The following is a 16,781-nucleotide window of genomic DNA, read 5'->3' as shown; positions in this document are numbered from 1 at the left end:
AGGTCTTGCCATGGCCATTGAAAGGCAGGCTGGCGCCGCCCGCCGATGTAAAAAGCGCGGGGCGAAAGTCAAAAGGCGGGCGTCTGCGACACGCGCAGACGCCCGCCATGGTTCACATCAATAGGGGCAGGTATTGTCGACGGCGTAGTCGTGGACCTCGATCTCGCCGGAGATGATGCCTTCCTTGGCCTTTTCGACGGCGGCCATCATCTCTTCGGTGATCAGCGCCTTGTTGTTTTCGTCATAGGCCCAGCCCACGCCGTCCTCGGCCACGCCGAGGCTGTTGACGCCGGCCTCGAAGGTGCCATCCTGGCTGCCCTTGAAAGCGTCATAAACGGCATTGTCGACGCGCTTGACCATCGAGGTCAGAACCGAGCCGGGATGAACGTAGTTCTGGTTGGAATCGACGCCGATCGAATATTTCTCGGCGTCAGCCGCGGCCTGCAGCACGCCGAGACCGGAGGCGCCGGCTGCCGCGTAGATCACGTCGGCGCCCTGGTCCATCTGGTTCTTGGTGAGCTCGCCGGCCTTGACCGGGTCGTTCCAGGCAGCGCCCGTGGTGCCGACGAAATTGCGCAGCACCTTGACGTTTTCATTGGCCGCATGGGCGCCCTGGGCATAGCCGCAGCCGAATTTGTGGATCAGCGGGATATCCATGCCGCCGACAAAGCCGACCGTGCCGGTTTCCGATTTCATCGCGCCGAGAAGGCCGACCAGATAGGAGCCCTGCTCTTCCTTGAAGACGACGGACTGGACGTTCGGCGCCTCGATCACGTCATCGACGATGTAGAACTCGGTATCGGGGAACTGCGGCGCGATCTTTTCGACAGCCGACTTCCACGCAAACGACAGCGCCACGACCGGGTTGAAGCCCATCGAGGCGAAATTCAGGATCGCCTGCTCGCCCTGTGCGTCGCCGGTGGGTTCGAAATCGCGGTATTCGACGCCGGTGTCGGCTTTGAACTTCTCGGCGCCGTTATAGGCTGATTCATTGAAGGATTTGTCGAACTTGCCGCCCGTGCCGTAGACCAGCGCCGGTTTGAAATCGGCGGCCAGCGCGGTGGTCGACATGGCGGCTACAGCCATAAGGCTCAAAATGGTCTTCTTCATATCGCAGCTCTGTTCCCTGTGCGTGAAACCCTGAGATCCCGGCCCATATCCGGGAAGGTTGCCGGCGCGCAATGGCCGACCCTGCCATCATCGTTGCACGGCTCAGACAAAATTTCATCACAAAATTTGCCCGAAGGGTAAAAAACGGCGCGGGGTTATCAACAGGGCAGGACAACGGAAAAGGGAGCGCGAACGCTCCCTCCAGCGACATCGTTTGGCGGCAGCCCGGTAAGGTCAGCCGATCGGGCAGGAGACGCCGGTGCCCCTGAGCCCGCAATAGCCGGCCGGGTTCTTCGCCAGATATTGCTGGTGATAATCCTCGGCCGGGTAGAAAGCGCCGGCCTTCGCGATTTCGGTGGTGATCGCACCGCCGCGCCCGCTTTGCTTCAGGGCGGACTGGAAGCGGTCGCGCACGCGTTCCGCAAGCTTCAGATCGTCCTCGTCCTCAAGGTAGATCGCGGAGCGATAGGTCGTGCCGATATCATTGCCCTGTCGCATGCCCTGGGTCGGGTCGTGGGCCTCGAAGAAGATCGCGAGCAATTGTTCAAGGCTCACCTGCTGCGGATCGTAGACCACGCGCACCACCTCGGTGTGGCCGGTCAGCCCCGTGCAGGTTTCCTCATAGGTCGGGTTGGGGGTGATGCCGCCGGAATAGCCGGCCACGGTCACATAGACGCCCGGCGTCTGCCACAACAGCCGTTCCGCGCCCCAGAAACACCCCATGCCGAGCATCACTTCCTTGAGGTGATCGGGATAGGGCGGCGCGAGCGGGCGGCCATTGACGAAGTGCTCGCGCGCCGTGGGGATCGGCTCGGCGCGCCCGGGCAGCGCGGTCTCCGCCGTCGGCAGCGTGGTCTTTTCCTTTTTCAGGGTCGAGAGAAACATCTGGTTCTCCTTTGAGCGGGTGGGCCGGGGGCGCAATTCCTTGCCTGCGCGGGCCCGGCAATCAATGCGCAATAGATAAGCATGGAAACGGACGGACACAAGTTCCGGTTCCGCGGCCGGGCGACGGGGCCGCGCAATTGGCGACCGCGCGCAATCATTTCAGGAAACTGACAAATTCGGGTTGATCATCGCGCCTTCATCGGTATATATCGCGCCGTTCCCGCCGCTCGGTTTCGCCGAAGCAGGCATCGAACGGACAGGTGGCCGAGTGGTTGAAGGCGCACGCCTGGAACGCGTGTATACGGGAAACCGTATCGAGGGTTCGAATCCCTCTCTGTCCGCCAGGCTTTTTTAAATTCAGATATTTATCTGCGACCAGCGGTTGGCTTATCGATGCTGTTCCGACGGTCGCTGAGCGGTTTTCGCGGCAGGGCCACTGTAGCGTGACGCGCGATTCCGGAATTTTGACACGACGATCCGGAATTTTTTTGGAGATGCTGGCCGCGAAGGTCTGAGCTTGAAAAGCTCGATAGAGCAGCATTGGCGTAACGCGCATTTTCGCAGTGATCAGTGCTTGTACAAACCGTAAAGTATTGTCATTTTATTGCTAACTTCCGCAAGGCCGCAGGGTATTGGGGAAGTCGCGGTTCCCTTGATGCAAAAGATAGAGATTTCGTGGATACTGGCCTCGCACTTGCTTGGGCTTGCCCGTCTGTGTTCGCTTTGATTTTTGCTTTCGAAGCGAAATTGCCCACAAAAAGCAAACGAGGAAGAAAGTATGAGCATTAGGCCTGACGAGCTTTATGAACTGTCCGACAAAGAGCTCTTGGAACGAATGGGGGGCGCGCAGCCTGGTTCGTTGCTATGCTATGCAGTTGAGAGTGAGTTTCGTCGCCGCGCCTTGGCGGCGCAAGTAGCGTCAGCTGATCAGACACGGCTTGCGGCAAAGGCCTCCCAGGAAGCTGCCGAAGCAGCGAAGGTCACTGCCAAATGGACACGATCTTCGGTGGCTTTTATCGCGATCTCGGCAGTCATCGCGATGCTAAACTTCGTCGTCCCCAGAGGTTCACCGAGCACGCCGGAGCTGTCCGATTTCGCCAAGGACTTTCAAACGAGCTCCGTCCTTGTCAAAACTTGTGCAAGAGACCCACGCTACGCATCGGGGCCAACCTCAAACGCTACTCGCGTATACCGATACGAAGGTGAAATGTGGTACCAAGACGGCAATGCGGGATACCGCAGGATCGAGGGTAGCCTAGCTGACGTTTGCAAATTGCTGGCCGTCGAAACTAGCAATACCATGCAATAACCAACTGTGCCTTGATTACTCGCTCGGTTTTCAATGTCGACGGTTGCAGCGCGATCGAATTTTTACTCCTACAGCTTTGAGTAACCGGATCCTTCTGCGCCACCACTCTGTTGTGTGGAGAGATCGTAAAGAGTGCTGAGGTCCTCGCAGAGTGTCTCAAGCTCCAAAGCCTTCGCTCTTGGCCTATCGCCCTCAGACAATTTGCTTGCAGCTATGAGGCAGGCTTTGGCCGCTTCAACAATTCGGCCAAGCCCTTCCGGATGAAATGACGTCCATCTTTCGACAGTCCATCTCTTGCCTTCTGTTAGCTTATCGTACTCCTGCAGAGTTTTGAAAATATGCAGTATGAGGTCCTCACCTTTGTAGCGACCTGCCTCTCCCGTGTACACTGGCGCCCCATATATGTGCTTTTCGGTACTAAAACGCAGTGCTTCCCTATACGTCTCAAGCCGGATAGCAAAAGTGCTTAAGGCTGTTTCAAATTCCTGCAGCCTCTTCTGATCAAACATGGCCTTTGTCTGTTGGCCGATAAACTCGGCTTGCTTTTTCGCTTCCTTCGCCTGTTCCTTCAGAACCTCGCGGTTCAATTCGAATTCTTCCCGCGTAAGAGCGAGCTCTTTCCGTTGCTCTTTCAGTTCATTGGATTGAATGAAGACAGCAACAACCAACCAAATGAACGCAACAGGGGCAAATGCGCCCGCGAAGAAATCTCCCCATCCAGGCGAATTCGTCGGCAACCCCGCCTTCCAAAGGATGATACCTGCAACACCCGCCCAAATGACAGTTCCGACAACGGCCAAAAACGCTATTCGCGAATTATCTGTGCCGTCGTCTCTTTCGTCGCTGCCTCTTTTCACTCGCATTCCCCGTTTTGTCAGCCGTGTACATTCCAGAATAGGACATTGTCCCGGCGACGTTCGGCGGTCAACAGATGCCACGCTTTCGCCTCGTAGTGGCGATGGGTGGGGAATGGGGCACTGGGGCGGATGGGGGTTTCGAAGGTGCAGCCAGCGGCGTGGGTATGTGCTCCTGAGATGGTTGGCAATGATCGGCCGACCTGGACCACATGCAGTTCGGCTTTCGGCCAGGCATTGCGCAAAGACCGCGCGAGGGTGCCGCTGCCTGCGGCGCACCAGACCTCACGCGGGAAAACCGGCAAGGTTCGGGCTGCTTCCGTGATGGCCTCGCTGGTCTGCCCGCCGCCGAAGGAGGACAGAACCACTCAGCCGATCGCGTCGAGCGCCTTCAGTTCGTTGACGTCGTCGGCGGAGATATTGCCGGGCAAAGGCTTGCCGGGGTCGTAGTAGCGGCCGCCATAGCGAACGCGGACGCGGCAGACCGGGCCTTTGGCCGGCGCGGCCGGCTTCGTATCGGGGATGGCCGGTGTCTCCGGCTGAACGGCTTTTTGCTGACCGTCTGCACCGGCATTGGCTTTGCTGGCTTCAGCCGTGGCAGCTGCGGCAACGGCAGCCGCGATCCACTTTTGCCAGTCTTCCGGCGCAAAGCCTTCAGGGGCTTTTTCGGGATCGGCGGCGGCAAGGGCGGCGAGATCGGCAATGCCGGCCTCGACCAGTTTCTTTGCGGTTGCCTGACCGATGCCGGAAATCTTCGTCAGTTCTTCCATGTCGAACGTCCTTGTCTTGGGTTTCGATCAGATCGGGTTGCGGATCAGGTAGCCGAGCGACTTGGCGACCACGAGTTCGCGGACGCGCTCGCCGACGCGGACGCGCTCGCCGCCTTCAAGGCCGATATCGGGGTCCTCAATGGAACCGGAGATGCGGGTGCCGAGCTCTGCGGTGAAGCCCCATGTCATGACGCTGTCGACGGCGGCCTGCTTGGAGACGTCGACATAACGCAGCGAAATCGCGTTGCCCCAGACGCGCTGAAGATTGACCTGCTGGCCTTTCCGGGCGGTGTTGATCCAGGCTTCGCCGATCAGCAGGTTTTCCAGGCTGATTTCGAACAGGTCGGCAAACTGCTGTTTGGTGATGGCGCCGTCTTCGGTGAGACCGCCCTTGATGGCCTTGATCAGGCGGGGGTGTCGCTTCAGCCTGTCCCAGACGGGGCGGCCCATGGTCATCATGTTGGGGCGGTAGATCAGCGTGGCGGAAAAGCCCTCGTCGATAACGCCGTAGGGATCGGAGCTTTCGAAGTTGGAGAACTTGTCGGTCCCGACCAATGTGACCTAGCGGCCGGCGTCGTAATTGTTCGGGTCCTGGACGATGGAAGCGGCGCGGACTTCGCGGTCATTGTCGAGCTGGTCGGTGATGCCTTCGACAGCGGCGGCACGCGGATCGTAGCGCGAACGCTTCATCTGGCGCTGGCGGGCGGCCTCGTCAATGTCAGACTGCGGGATCGGCGTGTCATAGCCGTAATCCTTGGCGTGGACGCCAGGACCGGTGTAGCAACCGGACATTGCCGGATGTTTGCTGACTTCCTCGGCCAGATCGTTCCAGGCACGCTCGATCGGCTTGGCCTGACCGTGAAACGGCGTCACAAAACGTGGCTCGATGCCTAGCGTAACCAGCAGGCCCGCCACTTCATCCTCGTCGATCTTCCAACGATAGCGCGTTCTCGCGCCGCCTGAGATCATCTTGGAGGCGAAGGCCCGGCCGTTGTCGAGATAGATGCGCTCCGGAATAGAGCAGCACCACGAAGCCGGAAAAGGCGAGGGCGATTGCCGGCGCCAGCGCCACAAAGCCGCATGCCATGAAAAGCGCCGAAGAAACCCAACGCCTGGCCAGCCAATCCACCACCGCGAACCTCCCCTGCCTGCCGAAAATCATAAATCGCGAGTTGTGACGGTGCATGAATACCGCGATGAAAGCAAGTTTGGCATGGCCGCAAGCCCGGGCTTCTAGTTTGGTGGAGACAAAGGTTTGACCGTGATCCCGATATCATGGATCTCGTCCACGCATTGGACAACCGCACTCGCCTTCGGCTCCCTACGCGGCGCTCGGGGCTGGCCGTCTTCTATCTGTATTCAATCATCAACAACAATACTGCGGTATCCCGCGCCAACCGGGAGCGGCTCTAGGCAGAGATTTCCCGTCGCACGATTGCCGCGCCTGCCGAGAGGGCTTGCAGTTTGCCCCGGGCGACGCTGCGCGCAAGCGGCGTCATGCCGCAATTGGTGCAGGGGTAGAGCTTGTCCGCGTCGACGAACTGGAGCGCCTTGCGGAGAGTCGCGGCGACCTCCTCCGGCGTTTCGATGGTGATGGTCGCCACGTCGATGGCGCCGACCATCACCTTCTTGCCGCGGATCAGTTCGATCAGCTCCATCGGCACATGCGAGTTGTGGCACTCCAGCGAAACCAGATCGATATTGGAGGCCTGAAGCTTCGGGAAGGTTTCTTCATATTGCCGCCATTCGGAGCCCAGCGTCTTCTTCCAGTCGGTATTGGCCTTGATGCCGTAGCCATAGCAGATATGGACCGCGGTCTCGCATTTCAGCCCTTCGATCGCCCTTTCGAGCGTGGCGATGCCCCAGTCGTTCACCTCGTCGAAGAACACGTTGAAGGCGGGTTCGTCGAACTGGATGATGTCCACGCCGGCCGCTTCCAGCTCGCGCGCTTCCTGATTGAGGATTTTGGCGAACTCCCAGGCAAGCTTCTCTCGGCTCTGGTAATGGGCGTCATAAAGCGTGTCGATCATCGTCATCGGACCGGGCAGCGCCCACTTGATCGGACCGTCGGTCAGGCTGCGCAGAAATTTCGCATCTTCGACGAAGACCGGCCTTTCGCGCGACACGGCGCCGACAACGGTCGGAACGCTGGCATCATAGCGATTGCGGATCCTCACCGTCTCGCGCTTCTCGAAATCGACGCCATCGAGATGCTCGATGAAGGTCGTGACGAAGTGCTGGCGGGTCTGTTCGCCATCGCTGACGATATCGATGCCCGCGCGCTGTTGCTCGGCCAGCGTCAGCCGCAGCGCATCCTGTTTGCCCTCGGCAAGTTCATCACCCTCGAGCTTCCAGGGGGACCAGAGCTTTTCGGGCTCTGCGATCCAGGCGGGCTTGGGCAGGCTGCCGGCGGTCGATGTGGGAAGCAGTTTGTTCATGATCGCGACCTTGTAGATTCTTGAATGGGTCAAAGGGCGTGTTGCGCCGACAATCGGCCCAGAAGGGATGCGTGGGGCTTGATGAAATGCTCCTCCGCGAACCTGCCTTGCTCGATGGCGAGCCGGGTCCGCTCCTCCCGGTCATAGACGATGCGGGTGAGCGAATGGTCGCTCTGCTTCAGGTTCGGTTTGTAGCATTGGCCCGCGACCGAGTTCGCGTTGTAGATCTCGGGTCGGTAGATCCGCTGGAACGTCTCCATGGTGCTGATGGTGCCGATCAGTTCCAGATTGGTGTAGTCGTTGAGCAGGTCTCCGAAGAAATAGAAGGCCAGCGGCGCCGCGCATTCAGGCGGCATGAAATAGCGTACCTGCAAACCCATCTTGCGGAAATACTGCTCGGTCAGGGACGGCTCGTTGGCCTCGTATTCAACACCCAGGACGGGGTGCCGGTTTGCGGTGCGGCGATAGATCTTGTTTTCCGAAACGCTGAGGCAGATGACCGGGGGCTTGCGGAAATGCGCCTTGTACGCCTTCGAATTCACGAAGCACTGGAAGAGCTTTCCGTGCAGTTCGCCAAAATCCTCCGGCACGCTGAAACCCGCCCGTTCCCTGTTATGCTCGGGTAGCCGGATGCTGAAATCATAGTCGCGCACATAGGAGGAGAAGTTATTTCCCACGATGCCTTCGATCCGCGCGCCGGTCCTGCGATCGAGGATCGTCGTCTTCAGCACCTCGATGGCCGGGAAAGCCTGGCCAGTGCCGTCAATATCCAGTTCGGCGGAAATGATGTCGAGCTCGACCGCGTAACGGTCGCTCTCCGGATTGTCCCAATGCGCGAGATCGTTGCAACGGTTATCGATCATGCGCAACGCGTTTCGCAGGTTCTCCTGCCGGCGCTCACCGCGCGCCAGGTTCGCGAAATTGGTAGTCGTCCGCGTGGCATCGGACGGCTTGTAATTTTCGTCGAAACGAATGCTCTTGATCGTGAAGGTGAGGTCATTGGTCATCGTGGTATCCTGGCTTCCGAGAAAGCGCGCGCGGGCATTGATTGCGGTTTCGAGGCCTGTCGAGCTTGTTCCCAAGCCTGCGTCATCAGCAGTCTTCATGAACCGACGGCTCAGGCGCTGGGTGTTGTATGCCCGAGTTTTCACATGATAAAAAATGATTATTTATCAGAAAAACATGACACGTAGTCATGTTATGAGGGGGCCGTATCGGAGCCGCCGCGCGACGATACCCGTTCGCTGCCTGCATTTGGCGCTAGACGCCCCAGTAAGCCCGGCCGGCCATCCAGCGATGGTTCAGATATGAACGGCCTCGGCCAGATGCATGAAGCCATCCAGGTAGGCGGCCCGGTTGCCCTTGCGGTATCCGAGATGGATCGATTTGGCGATGCCCTCGCCAATTCGCACGCCCTTCACCCCCTTGGCTCCGCGCAGAAGCCAGTCGGGCGTGGCGCTGACGGCGCGGCCGGATGCCACCAGCCGCAGCATCAGATCGGTCGTCTCCACCGTGCGGTGGCGACGCGGCAGGGCGTGGGCGGGCACGAGGAAGCGGGTAAAGATATCGAGCCTTTCGCGCGAGACCGGATAGGTGATCAGGGTTTCGCCCGCCAGATCCTCCGGCTCGACCCGTTGGCTCCGCGCCAGAGGGTGGCTCTCGGCAACCGCCAGAACCAGTTCGTAATCGAAGACAGGCCTGTATTCGAGCCCTGCGCGCTCGATCGGATCGGGGGTGACGAGAATGTCGATCTCGTGGCTCAAAAGCGCTGCCAGCCCGCCGAACTGAAAGGCCGTGGTCACGTCCAGTTCGACATCCGGCCATTCCGCCAGGAACGGATCGACCACGCGCATCAGCCAGTCCTGGCAAGGGTGGCATTCCATCCCCACCCGGATCGCGCCGCGCCGCCCGCGCGCATAATCCTCGATGACCGTCGCGCCATGTTCGAGTTGCGGCAGCACTCGCTGCGCAAGGCCGAGAAGATAATCTCCGGCAAGCGTCAGGCGCAGCTTGTGCCCCTCGCGCTCCCAGAGCTTGACGCCATAGCGGTCCTCGAAGCGGCGGATGGCGTGGCTGACGGCCGATTGGGTCAGGTTCAACTGCTCGGCCGCCTGGGTCAGACTGCCCGTCCGGTCTATTTCACGCAGGATGGCCAGAGGCTGGATATCGATCATGGAGCATGAATCCCTGTCATGTTTCCATGGTCTAAAGCCGTTCGGGTGGAAATGGAAGCGCTGTTGATCGCCGAAAAACGGTCCGCGCTTAAAGTGGTCGCGCGCGAGCCTCTTTCCCAAAATCGGCAGGCAACCTTTTCAGGCGGAAGGCGTTTATCCCTGCAAAGGAGAAAACAATGTCAAAATCGGAATTCTGGAAAGAAATGGACGATGTTCGCGCGGCGATGCTGGGCATTGGTTCCGCCCGCCATGTGCCGATGTCGCCTTACCCCAATGAGAAGGAAGGGGTGATCTGGTTTATCACCGCGAAGGGCACTGATCTGGTGAAGGCGATCGAGGCCGGCGAGACCGAAAGTTCGCTTATCGTCACGGGCAATGGCGAGATGCACGCCCGCGTGGAAGGCAAGTCCGAGCTGGTCCAGGATCGAAAGAAGCTCGAGGAGCTCTGGAATCCGGTCGCCTCCAGCTGGTTTGAGGGAATCGATGACCCCGATATCCGGTTGATCAGGTTTGACCCGGATTTCGCCGAAGTCTGGGCCACAAAGGGTTCGATCGGTTTTGCGATCCAGATCGCCAAGGCCAAGGTCACTGACGAGCAGCCCGATATGGGCGATCACTTCGAGGTCCGGTTCTGACGCTTCGTACCTGGCGTTATTTTTATCCGTCGGGTGTCCTTTCAGGTACCCGGCGGTAACGTTTGGAGCAAGCCACGGATATCACTGCTGCAGCGATAACCTTGCAGCGCAATAAGCCTGATCGCCGAAGGCCGGTCAGGCCTGCAGCCGGCCCGTGTCGAGGAAGCGCTCGAGCTGGTCGACATAGGGCGCGATGTCGAGGCCGTTTTCCTTCAGCCAGTCGGGGTTGTAATAGGTATCGGCATACCGCGCGCCGCTGTCGCAGATCAGGGTGACGAGCGCGCCTTCGCGCTTCTCGTGCATCATCTGCGCCGCGATCCGGCAGAGGCCGAAGAAATTGGTGCCGGTCGAGCCGCCGACCTGGCGGAAGATGCGTTTCGAGAGAACATGCATGGCTGCAAGGGATGCGGCGTCGGGGACCCGGATCATGTGGTCGATGACCGTCGGCAGGAAGGAGGGTTCGACGCGCGGCCTGCCGATGCCCTCGATCCTGGACCCGTCATCGCGGCTGACGGTGCGGTCGCCGCTGACATAGCTGTCGTAAAACACCGAGTTCTCGACATCGACGACGCAGAGCCGCGTCGGCAGGTTGCGGTAGCGGATATAGCGGCCGATCGTGGCCGAGGTGCCGCCGGTGCCTGCGCTCATCACCACCCATTCGGGGGTGGGGTGCTCCTCGTTCTCCATCTGCGCGAAAATGCTCTCGGCGATATTGTTGTTGCCGCGCCAGTCGGTGGCGCGCTCGGCGAAGGTGAACTGGTCGAGATAATGGCCGCCGGTCTCGGCGGCGATCCGTTGCGCGGCCTCGTAGACCTCACCGGAGCGTTCGACCAGATGGCACTGGCCGCCGAAGCGTTCGATCGCCTCGATCTTCTGGCGCGACGTGGTACGCGGCATCACGGCGATGAAGGGCAGATGCAGGATGCGGGCGAAATAGGCCTCCGAAACCGCCGTCGAGCCCGAGGACGCCTCGACCAGCGTGGTCCCCTCGCGGATATGCCCGTTGCAGATGCCGTAAAGCACCAGCGAACGGGCGAGGCGGTGTTTCAGGCTGCCCGTCGGATGCGTGCTTTCATCCTTCAGATAGACCGAAAGACCGGTGAGGCCGGGAAAGACTGGCTTGATGAGATGGGTGTCGGCGGAGCGGCGGGCGTCGCCCTGCAACAGCCCGATGGCGCGGCGCGCCCAGGCGCGCTCCGCGCAGGCCGGCAGCGCGATGTCCAGATCGTCGGTCAGGAGGCTGTCGCCGCTCATAGCGCGATCACCGCCTCGACCTCGACCAGCGCCCCCTTGGGAAGGGCCGAGACTTCATAGCAGGCGCGCGCCGGGAACGGCTCGGCAAAGGCCTTGCCGTATTCTTCATTGACGTCGGCGAAGCCGGAAAGGTCGGTCAGAAGCACGGTGGTCTTGATCGTCTTCGTCAGGTCGGTTCCGGCTTCCGCGGCAATCGCCGCGATATTCTTCAGGCATTGCCGCATCTGCTCCACCACGCCGCCTTCCACGAACCCGCCGGTTGCCGGATCGATCGGAAGCTGACCCGACACGAACAGCAGATCGCCATGGCGAACGGCCTGGCTGTAGGGGCCGATTGCGGCAGGGGCCTTGTCGGTGTTAATGGCTTTCATGGCGCGGTCCTTCTGTCTTCATTGTCCGAATGGCCGAGCGGGTGCATCAGGCGGTTGGCCCAACCGAATATAGCAATAGCATGAATGAGGTCGATGATCTCGAACGGCTCAATACCTGCGGCCTTCAGCGCCGCAATATGGCTTTTGTCGGCGCTGGGCGGAGTCGCCGTCAGCGCCTCGGCGAACGCGACGATCGCGGCATCGCGGGCCGACAACGCAGCGCGGTCTTCGGTCCAGAGCGCCGCAATCACGTCAGAGGAGCCAGAGAGGCGGATATGCTGGCGGGCGTGGACATTGGCGCAGTAGCGGCAGCCATTGACCTGCGATGCGGCCAGCGCCCCGAGTTCGCGCTCGGCGCGCGGCAGACCACCCTCGGCATACATGATCGCATTGAACAGCGTGGTGCGCGCGACATAGCTTTCGGGATCATGGGCAAGGGTGCGCACATAGGGCGAAACCTTCTTCGCCGACGGCGTAACCTTCATCGCTTCCAGTTGTTCCGGCGTGGCGTCCTCGATCTCGACCGGCGGCAGATGCGGATGCCAGGTGAGAGGCTTGATGCGGATGGAACCCAGAGCGCTCATGCACCTTCCTCCAGCAGCGAAAGTCCGTGGGCGACCCTGATCTGAAAGCAGGCAAAGGCCAGAAGCTCGGACAGCGCGATCACCTGCGGCACGCTCAGTCCGGCCGCAAGCAGCGCATCGAGGCTTTCGCGGGTGCTTGCGCCCGGATTGGCGGCGATCATGTCGGCATGGGCGGCGATCGCCGCAAGGCGGCCGTCTCCCGGCATCTCCCCGCGAGAAAGCGTGGCTAGGCTCTCATCTTCCGGCACGGGATATTCGGCAAGCAGCTTTTCATTGTCGGCCGTCAGCGCCACCCGGCGGGCGATTGCAGCGCGCAGCGCCGGCGACAGGCCGAGATCGTTGTGAGGGGTGAGAACGGCCACGCGGCAATCCTCAGCACCGTTCAGGAATTCGGGGCGAAGTGCGCGCAGGGCGTAGACTTCGCCGTCTTCGGCAAGGCCGCCGGCGCGGTCCAGCGCGTCGGGCCGGGCATGGTGTATGGTCATTGCGGTCCCATGATGAGATTGGGGAGCCAGAGCGTAATCTCCGGCACGGTCGCCAGCAGGATCAGCACGACGATCGGCGGGATCAGCAGTGGCAGGATCGATATCGCCAGCTTTTCGAAGCGTACGCCCGAAACGGCCGACATCAGGTAAAGCCCGACGCCGAGCGGCGGCGTGGCAATTCCTAAAAGCAGGGCAAGGGTGATCACCATGCCGAACTGCACCCGGTCGATGCCGAAGGCGTCGGCGGCCGGCAGAAGCAGCGGCAGGAGAATGATCTTGGCCGGCGTCGCCTCCATGAAGCAGCCGATGATGACCAGCAGCACGATGGTGAAGGCCATGAAAACCCACGGCTTGCTGATCGCCTCCAGAATGCCGGAGGCAAAGGCCTGCGGCACCTGCTCGAAGGCAAACAGCCAGCCCATGATCTGTGAGACACCGATGATCATCATGATCAGGGAGGAAAGCACCGCGCTTTCGGTGAGCGCGTCGCGCACGCCCTTCCATGTCACCGTGCGATAGAACAGGCCGATCAGCAGCGAATAGCCGCAGGCGATCACGCCGGCTTCGGTGGCCGTGGCAAAGCCGAAGATAATGGCGCTCAGAATGATGGCGGGCGCGATCAACGCCGGAAGTCCCTCGAGCGTGGCGCGGCGGATGTCGCTGATGCTGGCGCGTTTCTCCCGCGGCATCGGCGTCCAGATCGAAACGACGCGGATATAGAGGATGAAGGAAATCGCGACGAGAATGCCGGGAATGATGCCGGCCAGAAACAGCCGGGCCACCGACTGGTTGGCAAGCCAGGCATAGACGATCAGGCTGATCGAGGGCGGAACGATCGGTCCGACAAGCGATGTCGCGACCGTGAGGGCAGCCGAGAATTGAGGCGAATAGCCGCGCTCGCGCATCGCCTTCACCTCAAGCTGGCCGAGGCCGGCGATATCGGCGGTAGCCGCGCCCGAAACGCCCGCAAACAGCAGCGAGGCGACGACGTTGACATAGGCAAGTCCGGCGCGGAAATGGCCGATCAGCGCCAGACAGAAATTGAAGATGCGATCGGTTAGCCCAATGGTGTTCATCAGATTGCCGGCCAGCACGAAGAACGGGATTGCGAGCAGCGCCGGCTTTGCCGCGCCATCGAGAATCTGTTGCGGGACGACGATGCCCATATCGCCGAAACCGGCCCAGTAGAGGCCGATAATGGCGCCGGCGCCGATGGCGACGGTTACCGGCACGCCGATAAGCATCAGCAGCACGAAACCGCCGATGACGATCAGACCGAGGATCATTCGACGGCTCCTTTTTCGACCGGTTCGATATCGCGCGGGAACGCTTCGGCCCGGCCGGTGGCGATCTCGATGAAGGACAGCAGGAAATGCGCGAACACCAGCGCGGCGGAGACGAACAGCGGTAGCGACTGGGTCCAGATCGGCAGGCCGGTGCCGTCCATCGGCGCGCGCTGCAGCGAGATCAGCGCCGGCGCGCCGCGCAGGATCGCCGCCATCACGGCCATGCCGACGAGGCAGGCGAACATGCCGCCGATCCGCCGTCCGACGGGCGGCAGGCGAGACATGAAGATATCGACAACCACGTCGCGGCGGTTGCGCATATAGACGAAGAAGCCGAGCAGCAGCATCCAGATGAACAACAGCAGCGTCCACGAGAATATCCAGCCGAAGGCATGATCGAACACCGCCCGGAAGGCGACGTTGAAGAGGTTCAGCGCCACCATGACGGCGAGACAGAGGGTCGCCAGCCCCTTGAAGAGGCTGGCAATGGCGTCAAGAAATCCGTCAAGCGCACGCATCGTGCCTTACTCTTGCTTCGCGGCCTGAACGGCGTCCAGCAGGCCCTCGGGCAACTCGCCGTTGTCGGCGCGCTGCTGATAGAAGGCCGCCATCCTGTCGCTGAACTGCGTGGTGTCGAAGTCAAGGTTCACGGTGACGCCATCCTTGGCCTCCAGGTCGCTTTCCAGCGTCGCTGCCTGTTCTTCCAGCAGTTCGCGGGCATAGGCGGATGCTTCGCTGTGGGCGCGCTCCAGGGCGTCCTGCTGTTCCGGCGTCAGCTTGTCCCAGGCCTTGGCGTTCATCATCCAGGCAACCGCCTGCGGATATTCGTCGGTGCGGATGATGTTGGGCGCTACCTCGTAGAAACGGGTGGATTCGATCAGTTCCGCCGGAGAGGTCACGGCATCGACGATGCCGCGATTGATGCCGTCATAGACCTCGCCCCAGGGCAGGACGCGCACTTCCGCGCCGAGATAGGTCCAGGCATCGATCACGAGTTGGTCCTGAAACTGACGCAGCTTCAGGCCCTTGATATCGTCAACCGTCTCGACCGGTTTGTTGGACAATAGCGTGCGGAACGTGCCGCGCGGCATCTCCGGAATGCTGCCGAGAACGGTGATATTGGCCTTGTCCTCGACTTCGCCGAGCCAGGACTGGAACAGCTCGCCATCGATGAAATTCGACCACTGGTCGTAATTGTCGAACAGGAAGGGCGCGGAGGCATAGCGAATGCTGTCCTCCCAGCGCGACATGAAGGACAGGCTCGAAGGCGCGAGCTGGATGATCCCCTGGCTGAGCTGCTCGATGACGGAATCCATCGAGCCGATCTGCTCGTTGGGATAGATTTTCACCTCGATCTCGCCATCGGTGTATTCCGACACCAGATCGGCGAACTTCTGGTAGGCCTTCCCCTCGAAACTGTCGGGGGTCATCATCGAGCTCAGGCGCCAGACGTCGGCTGCCGAGGCTGTCTGCGCCATTGTGGCCGTTGTGATCGCGATCGTCGCGACGCCTGCGATGCGTGCTATCAAAGACATGCTGCTATTCCTCTGTTTTATCGTTCCGTTTCCGGTCTCGCCATCGCGGCTTGCCGCCCGTGACGCGTGAATGGCTTAATCTGCACTTGCCAATATCACGTATATGGATAATGATGCGTTCAATATGTCAATATCGAATGATAAAATTTCCGATGTGAAAGCGCTCGAAGCCTTCCAGGCCGCCATGGCCTGCGGCTCGATGACGGCGGCTGCCAAGCAATTGGGTATCGGCCAGCCGGCCGTGACCCGCCAGATCAAGGAACTGGAGGATTCGGTGGGTTTCCCGCTGTTTCACCGCAACGGGCCGCGCATATCGCCGACAGAACGCGGGCTTCAGTTCTATGGAGAGGTGCAGCGGCTGATGTCGGGCCTGCATCAGATCCGCGAACGCGCCGCCGCCATTCGCGACGGTCAGATCGCCGCGATCGATATCGCGGCGACTCCCACCATGGCCGGGGGGCTTCTAAGCCCGACGCTGGCACTCATGGGCGAGGATTTGCCGGGCGTGGTCAATATCGAGACCATGAATGCCGAGCATGTGGCCCGCGCCGTGACCAGCCGCGCGGCGGATTTCGGCATTTCGGCCCTGCCGCTGGAACATGCCACGCTCGAAGCCAAGGTGATCTGCGAATCCCGGCTGGTGGCCGCCATTGCCGAAGGCGGCCCCTTTGATGTGGACGGGCCGCTTGCTCTCGAAGCGCTTTCCGCCGCGCGGCTTTTGACCGTCGGCAATGCCTATCGTATTCGCGGCAAAATCAACGGCGCGCTCAAGCGCGAAGACATCACCCCCTCAGGCGAGATCGTCACCAATTCCTCGCTCAACGCTATGATGGCCGCGCGGGCCGGGCTTGGCATCGCCATCATCGATCCGGTCACGGCGTTCGGCATTCCCGTCGAGGGCGTTGCGATCCGGCCGCTTTCCGTCAGCCTGCCCTATATCTGGGGGCTGTTCAGCGCCGCCGGCCGGGTGCTTCCCGGCGAGCTTCTGTCTTTCGCGGCAGGCTTCGAGGCTGCCTGCAAGGCGACCATCCCGGACTGCGTGTTCCACGATCCCGCGGACGTGCGGACACTGGAACGGTCCAGTCTGTAAT

The 16,781-nt window shown here is 61.0% G+C and carries 18 protein-coding genes and 1 tRNA gene; 3 read left to right on the top strand and 16 right to left on the bottom strand.

Annotated features, from left to right (window positions below; translation table 11 throughout):
* Window positions 1–117: 117 nt before the first annotated feature.
* Window positions 118–1,110: a BMP family lipoprotein gene (locus Mame_RS00265; protein ID WP_026173251.1), complete on the bottom strand. Its 993-nt coding sequence runs from the start codon at window positions 1,108–1,110 to the stop codon at window positions 118–120.
* A gap of 234 nt (window positions 1,111–1,344) precedes the next feature.
* Window positions 1,345–1,995: a peptide-methionine (S)-S-oxide reductase MsrA gene (msrA, locus tag Mame_RS00260; RefSeq protein WP_018063515.1), complete on the bottom strand. Its 651-nt coding sequence runs from the start codon at window positions 1,993–1,995 to the stop codon at window positions 1,345–1,347.
* A 254-nt stretch (window positions 1,996–2,249) separates the two neighbouring features.
* Here msrA and Mame_RS00255 point away from each other — a divergent pair.
* A tRNA-Ser gene (locus Mame_RS00255) sits at window positions 2,250–2,339 on the top strand.
* A 1,033-nt stretch (window positions 2,340–3,372) separates the two neighbouring features.
* On the opposite strand, the gene Mame_RS00245 is transcribed toward Mame_RS00255, so the two are convergent.
* The 7 genes from Mame_RS00245 to Mame_RS00220 form a co-directional block, all read right to left on the bottom strand.
* On the bottom strand, window positions 3,373–4,161 hold the full coding sequence (locus Mame_RS00245) for a hypothetical protein (RefSeq protein WP_155121993.1): 789 nt from the start codon (window positions 4,159–4,161) through the stop codon (window positions 3,373–3,375).
* Between the two features lie 365 nt (window positions 4,162–4,526).
* On the bottom strand, window positions 4,527–4,928 hold the full coding sequence (locus tag Mame_RS00240) for a helix-hairpin-helix domain-containing protein (protein ID WP_018063518.1): 402 nt from the start codon (window positions 4,926–4,928) through the stop codon (window positions 4,527–4,529).
* Window positions 4,929–4,955: 27 nt separating this feature from the next.
* Window positions 4,956–5,483, bottom strand: coding sequence for a hypothetical protein (locus Mame_RS26475; RefSeq protein WP_051085070.1), 528 nt, complete (start codon window positions 5,481–5,483; stop codon window positions 4,956–4,958).
* Window positions 5,484–5,489: 6 nt separating this feature from the next.
* The gene (locus Mame_RS27590; protein WP_051085071.1) at window positions 5,490–6,002 is read right to left on the bottom strand and encodes a transposase domain-containing protein; all 513 of its coding nucleotides are present in this window, start codon (window positions 6,000–6,002) and stop codon (window positions 5,490–5,492) included.
* Between the two features lie 335 nt (window positions 6,003–6,337).
* Window positions 6,338–7,366 carry a methionine synthase gene (locus Mame_RS00230; protein ID WP_026173252.1) on the bottom strand — a complete coding sequence of 343 codons (1,029 nt, stop codon included), beginning with the start codon at window positions 7,364–7,366 and terminating at the stop codon, window positions 6,338–6,340.
* Window positions 7,367–7,395: 29 nt separating this feature from the next.
* The gene (locus Mame_RS00225; RefSeq protein WP_026173253.1) at window positions 7,396–8,373 is read right to left on the bottom strand and encodes a DUF1852 domain-containing protein; all 978 of its coding nucleotides are present in this window, start codon (window positions 8,371–8,373) and stop codon (window positions 7,396–7,398) included.
* Window positions 8,374–8,667: 294 nt separating this feature from the next.
* Window positions 8,668–9,540 (bottom strand): LysR family transcriptional regulator, encoded by an 873-nt coding sequence (locus Mame_RS00220; RefSeq protein WP_018063521.1) that lies wholly within the window; start codon window positions 9,538–9,540, stop codon window positions 8,668–8,670.
* A gap of 176 nt (window positions 9,541–9,716) precedes the next feature.
* On the opposite strand from Mame_RS00220, the gene Mame_RS00215 reads away from it, so the two are divergent.
* Window positions 9,717–10,175 (top strand): pyridoxamine 5'-phosphate oxidase family protein, encoded by a 459-nt coding sequence (locus Mame_RS00215; protein WP_018063522.1) that lies wholly within the window; start codon window positions 9,717–9,719, stop codon window positions 10,173–10,175.
* 135 nt (window positions 10,176–10,310) lie between these two features.
* On the opposite strand, the gene Mame_RS00210 is transcribed toward Mame_RS00215, so the two are convergent.
* The 7 genes from Mame_RS00210 to Mame_RS00180 are packed head-to-tail and all read right to left on the bottom strand — an operon-like array spanning window position 10,311 to window position 15,690.
* Entirely contained in the window at window positions 10,311–11,429 is a 1,119-nt protein-coding gene (locus Mame_RS00210) for a PLP-dependent cysteine synthase family protein (RefSeq protein ID WP_018063523.1), read from the bottom strand.
* On the bottom strand, window positions 11,426–11,800 hold the full coding sequence (locus Mame_RS00205; RefSeq protein ID WP_018063524.1) for a RidA family protein: 375 nt from the start codon (window positions 11,798–11,800) through the stop codon (window positions 11,426–11,428). Before Mame_RS00205 ends, Mame_RS00210 begins: the two co-directional genes overlap by 4 nt.
* Window positions 11,797–12,384, bottom strand: a complete 588-nt coding sequence (locus tag Mame_RS00200; protein WP_018063525.1) for a peroxidase-related enzyme — start codon at window positions 12,382–12,384, stop codon at window positions 11,797–11,799. The genes Mame_RS00205 and Mame_RS00200 overlap by 4 nt, the downstream gene beginning before the upstream one ends.
* Complete coding sequence (locus Mame_RS00195) at window positions 12,381–12,869, bottom strand: hypothetical protein (protein WP_018063526.1); 489 nt, start codon at window positions 12,867–12,869, stop codon at window positions 12,381–12,383. Before Mame_RS00195 ends, Mame_RS00200 begins: the two co-directional genes overlap by 4 nt.
* A complete protein-coding gene (locus tag Mame_RS00190; protein ID WP_018063527.1) occupies window positions 12,866–14,155 on the bottom strand; it encodes a TRAP transporter large permease in 1,290 nt (429 codons plus the stop codon). The genes Mame_RS00195 and Mame_RS00190 overlap by 4 nt, the downstream gene beginning before the upstream one ends.
* Window positions 14,152–14,673, bottom strand: coding sequence for a TRAP transporter small permease (locus tag Mame_RS00185; protein WP_018063528.1), 522 nt, complete (start codon window positions 14,671–14,673; stop codon window positions 14,152–14,154). Before Mame_RS00185 ends, Mame_RS00190 begins: the two co-directional genes overlap by 4 nt.
* Before the next feature lie 6 nt (window positions 14,674–14,679).
* The gene (locus Mame_RS00180; protein ID WP_018063529.1) at window positions 14,680–15,690 is read right to left on the bottom strand and encodes a TRAP transporter substrate-binding protein; all 1,011 of its coding nucleotides are present in this window, start codon (window positions 15,688–15,690) and stop codon (window positions 14,680–14,682) included.
* A gap of 124 nt (window positions 15,691–15,814) precedes the next feature.
* Here Mame_RS00180 and Mame_RS00175 point away from each other — a divergent pair, with 124 nt between their 5' ends.
* Window positions 15,815–16,780: a LysR family transcriptional regulator gene (locus tag Mame_RS00175; RefSeq protein WP_033409622.1), complete on the top strand. Its 966-nt coding sequence runs from the start codon at window positions 15,815–15,817 to the stop codon at window positions 16,778–16,780.
* Window position 16,781: the final 1 nt, after the last annotated feature.

The sequence above is a fragment of the Martelella mediterranea DSM 17316 genome, assembly GCF_002043005.1.
GTDB classification, from domain to species: Bacteria; Pseudomonadota; Alphaproteobacteria; order Rhizobiales; family Rhizobiaceae; genus Martelella; species Martelella mediterranea.
This window is presented reverse-complemented; position numbering and strand designations above follow the sequence as displayed.